The sequence below is a fragment of the Phenylobacterium sp. genome, from assembly GCF_030651755.1.
Taxonomy (GTDB): Bacteria; Pseudomonadota; Alphaproteobacteria; order Caulobacterales; family Caulobacteraceae; genus Phenylobacterium.
Genome location: NZ_JAUSBZ010000149.1, coordinates 1 through 10,503, shown reverse-complemented (window position 1 = coordinate 10,503; position 10,503 = coordinate 1). Strand labels below are relative to the sequence as shown.

The window sequence follows — 10,503 nt, the reverse complement described above, 5'->3', positions numbered from 1 at the left end:
AGCGAGGCTTCCGCCGTCCGCCGCGAGCGCGGCGCGGGGTTCAGCGCGTGACCAGGCGCGTTCATGCAGGACGAAGGCGATGGTCTGGAATATGGGCTCGACCATGCCGATCGCCAGGGCCGCCCGCCAATCCCGGGTGAGTACGTAGGCCACGGCGAAGGCCACGATCAGGTGCATGAGGCTGTAGGTCAGGGTCTTGGCGGCGGTCTTCTTCATCGTCTCAGCCTTTCGTGGCGACGATTTGCATATAGCGTATCAATGGCCGAGCGGAAGACTTAGTTGCAAATAATTCGCAGAAAAATCTACGCCGCCGGGGCGCCCCGGACTCGGCGCGCAACAAAAAAGGGGCCGCCCCGGATGGAGCGGCCCCTGATTGGTTGCTGGCGTAGGGTCGAGCCTAGAAGATCTCGAACAGGCCCGCCGCGCCCATGCCGCCGCCGACGCACATCGTGACGACGCCGTACTTGGCCCCGCGGCGCTTGCCTTCGTACATGATGTGCGCCGTGCAGCGGGCGCCGGTCATGCCGTAGGGGTGGCCGATGGAGATGGCGCCGCCCGAGACGTTCAGCTTGTCATTGGGAATGCCCAGGGTGTCGCGGCAATAGAGCAGCTGCGAGGCGAAGGCTTCGTTCAACTCCCAGATGTCGATGTCGTCGATCTTCAGGCCGTTGCGGGCCAGCAGCTTGGGAATGGCGAAGACCGGGCCGATGCCCATTTCTTCCGGCCCGCAGCCGGCCACGGCCATGCCGCGATAGGCGCCCAGGGGCTCCAGGCCGCGCTTCTCGGCTTCCTTGGCTTCCATCAGCACCAGGGCCGCGGCGCCGTCCGACAGCTGGCTGGCGTTGCCGGCGGTGACGAACTTGCCTTCCTGGACATAGCGGCCGCCCTTGAAGACCGGCTGCAGCTTCTGCAGGTCAGCCAGCGTCGTCTGGGGACGGTTGCCCTCGTCCTGGGCGATGGTGACTTCCTTTTCCGAGGCCTGGCCGGTGGCCTTGTCGAAGACCATCATGGTGGTGGTCATCGGCACGATTTCCATGGCGAACCGGCCTTCGGCCTGGGCCTGGGCGGTGCGCTGCTGGGACTGCAGGGCGTATTCGTCCTGGGCCTCGCGGCTGATCTTGTAGCGGTCGGCGACGATCTCGGCGGTCTCGATCATCGAGGTCTGCAGTTCCGGCACATGCTCGGCCAGCCATTCGTCCCGGGCGCGGAACAGGTTCATCTTGTCGTTCTGCACGAGCGAGATGGACTCCAGGCCAGCGCCGATCGCCATCGGGGCGCCGTCATGGGTGATGTACTTGGCGGCCGTGGCTACGGCCATCAGGCCCGACGAGCACTGGCGGTCCATGGACATGCCCGAGACGGTGTTGGGCAGGCCCGCCCGCAGGGCGGCGTTGCGGCCGATGTTCTGCGAGGTCGTGCCCTGCTGCAGGGCCGCGCCCATCACCACGTCGTCGATCTCGGCCGGATCGATCTTGGCCCGGGCGACGGCCGCGGCGATGGCGTGGCCGCCCAGGGTGGGGGCGGTGGTGTTGTTGAAGGCGCCGCGATAGGCCTTGCCGATGGGGGTCCGCGCGGCGGAGACGATGACAGCTTCACGCATGGAATGATCCTGCTTCTCTTGATGTTCGGGGAGGTGTCTTAGAGGTCCTTGAAGGACTTGCCTTCGGCGACGAGCTTTTCCAGCAGGGGCGAGGGTTTGAACTGGTCCCCCATCTTGGCGTGGAACTCCTGCATCTTGGCCAGGACCTTGGGCAGGCCGACATGGTCGCCGTACCACATGGGACCGCCGCGATAGACGGGCCAGCCATAGCCGTTCTGCCAGACCACATCGATGTCGGACGGCCGGATGGCCTTGCCCTCTTCGAGGATCTTCGCGCCCTCATTGATCATCGGATAGATGCAGCGCTCCAGGATCTCCTCGTCGGAAACGTCCCGGGGATTGGCGCCGGTCTTGACGATGAAGTCCTTGATCACCTGTTCGGTCACCGGCGAGGGCTTGGCGTTGCGGGCCTCGTCATAGTCGTAGTAGCCCGCGCCGGTCTTCTGGCCCCGGCGGTCCATTTCGCACAGAACGTCGCGGATGCTCTCGCCCTTGGAGCGTTCCTTGACCCAGCCGATGTCGAGGCCCGCCAGGTCGCTCATGGCGAAGGGGCCCATGGGGAAGCCGAAATCATAGAGCACCCGGTCGATGTCCCAGGGCATGGCGCCTTCCATGACCAGCTTCTGCGCCTCGCGCTGACGCTGGCCGAGGATGCGGTTACCGACGAAGCCAGGACAGACGCCCACCAGGACGGCGACCTTGCCGATCTTCTTGGCCAGCTTCATCGAGGTGGCGATCACCTCCTTGCTGGTGTGGTCAGCGCGGACGATCTCCAGCAGCTTCATCACATTGGCCGGCGAGAAGAAGTGCAGGCCGATGACGCTTTCCGGACGCTTGGTGACCGCGGCGATCTCGTCGATGTTGAGACCCGAGGTGTTGGTGGCCAGGATCGCGCCGGGTTTGCAGATGGCGTCCAGCCTGGTGAAGATGTCCTTCTTGATGTCCATGCGCTCGAACACCGCCTCGATGACGAGGTCGACGTCGGCCAGCGACTCCATCTCCAACGAGCCGGTGATCAGGGCGCAGCGCTCCTCGACCTGTTCCGCCGTGATGCCGCCGCGGGAGGCGGTGCGCTCATAGTTCTTGCGGATGGTGGCCAGACCCCGGTCCAGGGCCTCCTGCTTGACCTCGGTCAGCACCACCGGGATGCCGACATTGGCGAAGTTCATGGCGATGCCGCCGCCCATGGTGCCGGCGCCGATGATGCCGACCTTGTTCACCGGGATGATCGGGGTGTCGTCGGCTACGTCGGGGATCTTCTGGGCCTGGCGCTCGGCGAAGAAGGCGTAGCGCTGGGCCGCTGACTGCGAACCGCTCATCAGCTCCAGGAACAGCTTGCGCTCGACCTCCAGCCCTTCATTGAAAGGCAGGTTCACGGCCGCCTCGATGCAGCGGATGTTGTATTCCGGGGCCAGGAAGCCGCGGAACTTTCGCGCATTGGCCTTGCGGAAGGCTTCGAAGATCTCGGGCTTGCCCTTGGCGGCCTCAAGCTTCTCGTTCTGGTCGCGGATCTTGGCCAGGGGCCTGCCCTCGGCCACCACCTTGCTGGCGAAAGCCAGGGCGGCCTCCCGCAGCTGGCCCTCTTCGACCAGTTCATCGACGAGTCCCAGCGCCTTGGCTTCCTTGGCCGGCACATGGCGGCCCGAGGTCATCATGGCCAGGGCGGTCTCAACACCGACGACACGGGGCAGGCGCTGGGTGCCGCCGGCGCCGGGCAGCAGGCCCAGATTGACTTCCGGCAGGCCCAGGCGGGCCGAGGGCACGGCCACGCGGTAGTGGGCGCAGAGCGCCACTTCCAGCCCGCCGCCAAGCGCGGTGCCGTGAATGGCGGCGATCACCGGCTTGGTGGAGCCTTCGATGGCGTCCTGCACCTGGGGCAGGGAGGCGCCGGTCATGGCGCCGCCAAACTCGGTGATGTCGGCGCCGGCGATGAAGGTGCGGCCATCGCAGATCAGCACGATCGACTTGGCGGCCGCCTCGGCGTTGGCCTGGGTGAAGGCGTCGAACAGGCCCTGGCGGACGGCCGACGAAAGGGCGTTCACCGGCGGCGAGTTCAGGGTGATGACGGCGACATCGCCATCGAGGGTCAGGTCTGTGACCGGATTGATCTGGGTCATGCGCGTCCTCAAGAGTTTCCACGGGGCCGCTTCTCGGACGGGCGACCTGGCTGATTCAAACGCGTGTTATAGGCCTGACGGGAAGGGGGCGAGTCAATCGGGCTCGCCGGCCTTCGCGGCGCGGCAGGCCCCACCCAAGGGCCGGTCGCGCAAGGGAAACGCAAAGCACAGGAGGCGCATCATGGCGCTCGATCTCTTCTCTCTCCAGGGGCGTACAGCCCTGGTCACCGGCGGCTCGCGCGGCATCGGCAAGATGATCGCCGCCGGCTTCCTGGCCCAAGGGGCCAAGGTCTATATCTCGTCACGCAAGGCCGACGCCTGCGACGCCGCGGCCGAGGAGCTGTCGCAAGGGGGCGGGACCTGCATCTCCCTGCCGCAGGACGTGTCGTCGGTCGCCGGCTGCCAGGCGCTCGCCAAGGCGCTTGAGGAGCGGGAAGAGAAGCTCGACATCCTGGTGAACAATGCCGGCGCCGCCTGGGGCGCGCCCTTCGAGGAGTTCCCCGAGCACGGCTGGGACAAGGTGATGGACCTGAACCTCAAGTCCCCCTTCTTCCTGACCCAGGCCCTGCATGTGGCCCTGAAGAAGGCCGGGACCCACGACCAGCCGGCCAAGGTGATCAATATCGCCTCGATCGACGGCATCCGCCTGAACCCGCAGGACACCTATTCCTACCATGCCTCGAAGTCGGGCCTGATCTATCTGACAAGGCGGCTGGCGGCCCGTCTGATCGCCGACAACATCGTGGTCAGCGCCATTGCGCCCGGCGCCTTCGCCTCGGAGATGAACCGCACCGCCCGCGACCATGGGGATGCGGTGGCCAAGGCGATCCCGGCCCGCCGCATCGGGCGTGACGAGGATATGGCCGGCGCCGCCATCTATCTGGCCAGCCGGGCCGGAAACTATGTGGTCGGCGAGACCATCGCCGTCGATGGCGGCGTGGCCCTGGCGACGGTGGGGGCCATCGGTTGAGCCGCACGCCCCCCGGGACGGCCTGACCGTCCCGGGGGGCGACCTCGTCGCACGCTTTGCGCCGGCCGTTGTGTTTCGATAGATGGAACAACCCCCTCCCTGCGTCTCCTTGCGCTGGGGCGGCGGATCAGGAGCCGCCATATCCATGGCCGAACGTAACGCCGCCCGGGCGACGGATCGATATGAGCGCAAGCGCGAGGATATTCTCGACGCTGCGACCCTGATCCTCAACCAGAAGGGGGTCAAAGGCCTGACCCTTAGCCTGGCGGCGGCCGCTGTTGGTCTCTCGACCACCAGTGTGACCTACTATTTTAAGCGCAAGGACGATCTGGCGGCCGCCTGTCTGATGCGTGGCGTGGACTGGCTGGTGGACCTGGCCGAAGGCGCCGAGGCCGGCGCGGAGCCGGCTGTGCGCCTGGAGCGGATCTTCGACCTGCATCTGGATCGCCTGCAGCAGACGGCCCTGGGCCTCGCCCCGCCCCTGCCGGTGCTGTCGGACATCCGAGCCTTGAGCCAGCCCCGTCGCAGCGAGGTGTTCGCCGCCTTTATGAAGGCCTTCCGCCGGATGCGGCAGATCTTCGAGGCTCCGGAACTGGCCGGTCTGACCCGAGGTCGACGCACCGCCCGGACCCACATGTTGCTGGAACAGATTTCCTGGTCCGCCTTCTGGCTAGCCAAATACGATCCGGAGGACTACCCGCGGATCCGCCAGCGCATGGCCGACATCCTGCTCAATGGCCTGGCTGTCGAGGGGGCGGCCTGGGAGCCGAGGCCCCCGGCCATGGCCGAGTTGGCCCCTGGCGAGGGGCAGGAGATGAGCCGGGACGCCTTCCTGCGGGCGGCGACGCGACTGATCAACACCCATGGCTATCGCGGCGCCTCGGTGGACCGCATCTCCGCCGAGCTGAATGTGACCAAAGGGTCCTTCTACCACCACATCGACGCCAAGGATGACCTGGTGGTCGCCTGCTTTGAGCGCAGTTTCGAGGTGATGCGCCGGGTTCAAAGGCTGGCCATGGCCAAGGACGGCGACCAGTGGAGCAAGCTCTCCAGCGCGGCTGCGGCTCTGGCGGAGTACCAGTTGTCTGACTATGGGCCGTTGCTACGTTCCTCGGCCCTCACCGTGCTTCCGGAGGCGATCCGCGAGGAGATGGTGCAACACTCCAATCGGGTCTCCGACCGCTTCGCCTCGATGATATCCGATGGCATCGCCGAGGGCTCCATCCGCCCGGTGGATCCCTTCATCGCCGCTCAGATGCTCACCGCGACTCTGAACGCCGGGGCTGAGCTGGCCTTCTGGGTGCCGGGCGTCCGGCAGAAGGCCGCGCCGGCGGTGTTCGTGCGCCCCATGCTGATGGGCATATTCCGCGCCTGAGGCGGGGGGCGCTCAGCCCGGCGCTACTGCGGGCCTGGGGTCTCGATCCCGTCGGCGCCCGCCTCGGCGGCCAGCTTCCGCACCGAGGCCTCATGCTTGTCCCGGGTGATGCTGTAGAAGGCGACAAAGCCGACCGCCGCCGCCAACAGGGCGCCGAGCAGCGGCACATAGAGCATTCCCAGATTGCGGATCACCTCCTCGGGCACCTCGCCGGGGCGCGCGCCCTGGGGGAAGGCGATGGCCAGCAGGATCATGCTGGAGGCGAAGATGCCGATGCCCGAGACCGACTTGTTCACGAAGCTGGCGGCGGCGAAAAACAGCCCTTCTGAGCGGCGGCCGGTCTTGAGCTCGGAATCCTCCACCACATCAGCGATCATCGACGAGATCAGGATCGAGGCGGTGATCGAGAGCGCCGTCGACAGCATGGTCTGAACGAACAGGATCGGGATGATCACCGGGTTGTCGTTGTCGGGGAACACGCCGAACAGCCGCAGGGTGATGGGCGCCGAGCCGACGAAGAAGGACAGCACCTTGGCCAGCTGGGCGGCGTTCTTCTTGCCCATGCGCAGGGACAAGGGTGCGGCCAGGCCGAAGGCGAGTGCGGCGGAGATGAAGTTGGCCACAGCAAACAGGGATATCTCGACCGCCGAGAGCTCCCAGAAATAGGTGTTGAAATAGAGGTTCAGGGACAGGACCAGGCCGCCCGCCATGGCGTTGAACAGGCCCGCCATGATCAGCACCAGGAAGGAGCGGTTGGACAGGGTGCCGGCCATCTCCTTCATCACCTGAACCGCGGTCAGCTTGCGCTTGGGCGGGGTGACCAGGTCGGGAATATGTCGGTGAGTGCCGATCGATGAGACGAGGATGGCGACCAGCATGACGCCGGCCGCCGTCAGGCCATAGGCCACATAGCCGTCGGGGTTGAGCTGGCCGACGGGATGCTCGGCGCTGGGCCGCAGGAAGACCTGAAAGGCCAGCAGGGTCATGGTCAGCCCGCCCCACCAGGCGAAGAAGTACCGGTAGCTCAGCACCTTGGTGCGCTCGTCATAGTCGGAGGTCAGTTCCGCGGCGAGCGCCGTGGAGGGAATTTCATAGAGGGTGATGAAGGTGCGGATCATCACCGCGACCACCAGCAGATAGAAGAACAGGCCCGTCTGAGAGAGCGCAGGCGGGTTCCACAACAGGCCGTAGGTGATCGCCACCGGGATGGCCGAGGCGTACATGAACGGGTGGCGCCTGCCCCATCTGGACCGCCAGTTGTCCGAGACCTGGCCGATCAGGGGGTCTGAGATGGCGTCAAAGATCATGGCGATCATGATCACCAGGCCCACCATGTGGGCCGGCATGCCGATGACCTGATTGTAGAAGATCAGCAGCAGGTAGGAGAAGCCCTGGTCCTTGACGCCGAAGGCGACCGTGCCGAAGCCGTAGAACAGCTTGGTCGGCATGCTGAGCTTCTTGGGCAGGGGACGAACGGCGCTGCTGCTCACGGGGGCTCCTCGGCCAAGCGCGCAGGCTGAGGGCCGGCCCACGCGGACAGAACTGTGAGGCCACGGAGGCCTCACCGCATCTATGTCGCCACGGGGGCTGCGGGCAAGGCCGCAGCCCCGATGCGCGTCTGTTTAGCCGGGCCGCTTGGCGATCAGGAGCCTGTGACTGGCGGCGCGTTGGGGCCGGCCGGAGTCGTTCCCCCGGCGGCCTGGGCGCGCAGGGCGGTCTCCTCCAGCTTGCGCAGGTTCTCCTCGTGGGCGGCCTTGTCGATCTTGAACATGAACAGGCAGCCGATGGCGATGGCGTAGAAGAACAATAGGGTGGGCAGATAGATCAGGGCCATGTTGCGCAAGACCTCATCATCGACCCCGCCGCGGACGGCGTTCTGCGGGAAGGCGACAAACGCCAGCACGGCGCCGGAGACGAACACCCCGACGCCGGAAACCACCTTTTTGAAGAGGTTGTCGAAGGAGAACAGCAGGCCCTCGGAGCGGCGGCCGGTCTTGACCTCCGAATCCTCGACCACGTCGGCGATCATCGAGGCCAGCATCACCCCGGTCATCATGGCCATGGCCCCATTGGCGATCACGTCGACGAACAGGATCCAGAACAAGAGATCGGTGCCGTTGGCGGGCATCCATCCGATCAGGCGCAGGGCGATCGGGCCCAGGAGGGCGACGACCGCGCCGGCGAACATGGTGATGGCGCCGTTCCGCTTACCCATCTTGGCCGCCACCTTGGGCGCCAGGGATACGCCCATGACGCTGGCGATCACCCCGGCCACGGTGAGCAGGGACAGCTGGGTCTGGGTCAGCTCCCAGAAATAGAGGAAGAAGTAGAGTTCAAGCCCGCCCTTGACCCCCAGAGACATGGACATGAACACCCCCGAAATGGTCAGAACCACGAAGGAGCGGTTGTTCAGGGTGTGGGCCACTTCACGGGCCATGCCCATGAAGGTGATCTTTCGGGTCGGTGGCTTGCGCAGTTCGGGAATGTACTTGTGGGTGCCGGCCGTCGACACGAGGATGAGGATAAAGATCAGTACGGCCGCGCAGAGCGCGTAGTTGAAATAGCCATCCCGAGCCAAGACGCCGCCCGTACCCCCGGGACCCTCCCGGAGGAAGACCTGATAGGCCAGAAGCGTCATGCTGAGCCCCCCGGCGACTCCAAAGAAGGAGCGCAAGGCGATCAGGCTGGTGCGATCGTCATAGTTCTTGGCCAGTTCGGGGGCGAGGGCGGCCGAAGGCAGCTCGAAGAAGGTGTCGAACAGCCGGATCACCAGCAGGCAGGCCAGCATGTAGCCGAAGATCTGGGCGTGCTCCCATCCGGGGGGAGGATTCCAGATCAGGAAGAAGGCGACCGCCACCGGCAGGGCTGCAAAGTACATGAACGGGTGTCGGCGCCCCCAGCGGGAGCGGAAGTTGTCTGACACCTGGCCTACGATCGGGTCGACGAAGGCGTCGAAGATCAAGGCGAACATGATGGCCGTAGAGACCATCTGCGGCGGCAGGCCGATCACCTGATTGTAGAACAGCAGCAGGAAGGTCGAGAGGCCCCGCTGCTTGATCGCGCTGGCCGCGCCCCCGGCGCCATAGAGGATCCGGGTGGTCAGGCTCAGACGACGGTCGGCGCTGGCCGGGGCTGTGGCGTTGTGGTCGGTCACGATGTTCCCCTATCAGGCCTTGGAGCCCAGGGGCGGCGTCACCTCCCCAGACAGGCCGGCAGCGTTGGCGTCGCGGGCGTCCTGGGCGGCGAGACTCGCCTTGGCGCCGGCCTCATCGAGGATGCGCAGATTGTCCTCGTGCTTGGCCTTGTCGATGTTGAACAGGGACAGGCAGACAATTCCCATGCCGTAGAGCAGGGTCACCAGGGGCAGGTAGATCAGGCCCATATTCTGAAGGATCTCTGGCTCCACCCCGCCGCGGGCGGCGCCCTCGGGGAAGCTGACCAGGCTGAGAACGGCGCCGGCGATGAAGATGCCGACGCCCGAGACGATCTTCTTGAACAGGTTGTCGGCCGACATCAGCAGGCCTTCGGAGCGGCGACCGGTCTTGACCTCGGCGTCCTCCACAACATCGGCGACCATGGAGACCAGCATCACCCCAGTGGCCACCGCCATGCCGGAATTGAAGAAGGTCTCGATCAGCAGGATCCAGAACAGCAGGTCGGTCCCATTGGGGGGCATCAGTCCCATGAGCCGCAGAGTGATGGGCGTGATGCCCACGGCCAGGGCGCTGGCGAACATCAGGATGGCGCCACGCTTCTTGCCCAGGGCGCGGGCGATGTGGGGCGCGACCACGACCCCGCCGAGGCTGCCTGCGACGCTCACGGCGGTGAGGATGGCCAACTGGCTCTGGGTCAGCTCCCAGAAATAGAGGGCGAAATAGATTTCCAGGCCGTTCTTCGAGCCTGCGGCCACGGCGATGAACATGCCAGTCAGGGTGGCGATGACGAAGGCCCGGTTATTGAGAGTGTGCAGCACCTCCCGGGTCATGGCCTTGATGGTGATTTTTCGCGTCGGCGGCCGGCTCAGATAGGGAATGCGGCTGTGCGTTCCGGCCGTGGAGACCAGGATGACGACGAAGATCAGGATCGCCGAGACCGCCGAGAAGGCCAAGTAGCCCTCCCGCGCCAGGATGCCGCCGGAGCCGTCGGGGTTTTCGGCCAGGAAATACTGATAGGCCGCCACGGTCATGCCGAGCCCCCCCACCACGGTGAAGAAGGCGCGCATGGAGATCAGGCTGGTGCGCTCATTGTAGTCCCGGGTCAGTTCCGGGGCGAGGGCCGAGGAGGGGAGCTCAAAGAAGGTGTCGAAGAGACGAACCGTCAACAGACAGGCCACCAGCCAGATGACGATGGCGTGGTCGCTCCAGCCCACCGGCGGATTCCACAGCAGGAAATAGGCGACCGATACAGGCAGGGCCGCGAAGTACATGAAGGGGTGGCGCCG

The 10,503-nt window shown here is 65.7% G+C and carries 8 protein-coding genes; 2 read left to right on the top strand and 6 right to left on the bottom strand.

Translation table 11 applies throughout. The features are described 5' to 3' along the window. The 3 genes from Q7V15_RS14310 to Q7V15_RS14300 all read right to left on the bottom strand — a co-directional run. Positions 1-216: DUF2061 domain-containing protein (locus Q7V15_RS14310; protein WP_304756398.1), on the bottom strand; the 216-nt coding region annotated here is incomplete at its 3' end. 181 nt (positions 217-397) lie between these two features. Then, positions 398-1,600, bottom strand: coding sequence for an acetyl-CoA C-acyltransferase (locus Q7V15_RS14305; protein WP_304756397.1), 1,203 nt, complete (start codon positions 1,598-1,600; stop codon positions 398-400). Between the two features lie 38 nt (positions 1,601-1,638). Further along, on the bottom strand, positions 1,639-3,717 hold the full coding sequence (locus tag Q7V15_RS14300) for a 3-hydroxyacyl-CoA dehydrogenase NAD-binding domain-containing protein (protein WP_304756396.1): 2,079 nt from the start codon (positions 3,715-3,717) through the stop codon (positions 1,639-1,641). Between the two features lie 181 nt (positions 3,718-3,898). Between Q7V15_RS14300 and Q7V15_RS14295 the strand changes: the two genes are divergently transcribed. Next, entirely contained in the window at positions 3,899-4,687 is a 789-nt protein-coding gene (locus Q7V15_RS14295) for an SDR family oxidoreductase (protein ID WP_304756395.1), read from the top strand. 145 nt (positions 4,688-4,832) lie between these two features. Then, positions 4,833-6,062 carry a TetR/AcrR family transcriptional regulator gene (locus Q7V15_RS14290; protein ID WP_304756394.1) on the top strand — a complete coding sequence of 410 codons (1,230 nt, stop codon included), beginning with the start codon at positions 4,833-4,835 and terminating at the stop codon, positions 6,060-6,062. Between the two features lie 23 nt (positions 6,063-6,085). On the opposite strand, the gene Q7V15_RS14285 is transcribed toward Q7V15_RS14290, so the two are convergent. The 3 genes from Q7V15_RS14285 to Q7V15_RS14275 all read right to left on the bottom strand — a co-directional run. Continuing rightward, on the bottom strand, positions 6,086-7,552 hold the full coding sequence (locus Q7V15_RS14285) for an MFS transporter (RefSeq protein WP_304756393.1): 1,467 nt from the start codon (positions 7,550-7,552) through the stop codon (positions 6,086-6,088). Between the two features lie 152 nt (positions 7,553-7,704). After that, on the bottom strand, positions 7,705-9,216 hold the full coding sequence (locus Q7V15_RS14280; protein WP_304756392.1) for an MFS transporter: 1,512 nt from the start codon (positions 9,214-9,216) through the stop codon (positions 7,705-7,707). 12 nt (positions 9,217-9,228) lie between these two features. Beyond that, on the bottom strand, positions 9,229-10,503 hold a 1,275-nt coding region (locus Q7V15_RS14275; RefSeq protein ID WP_304756391.1), incomplete at its 5' end, for an MFS transporter.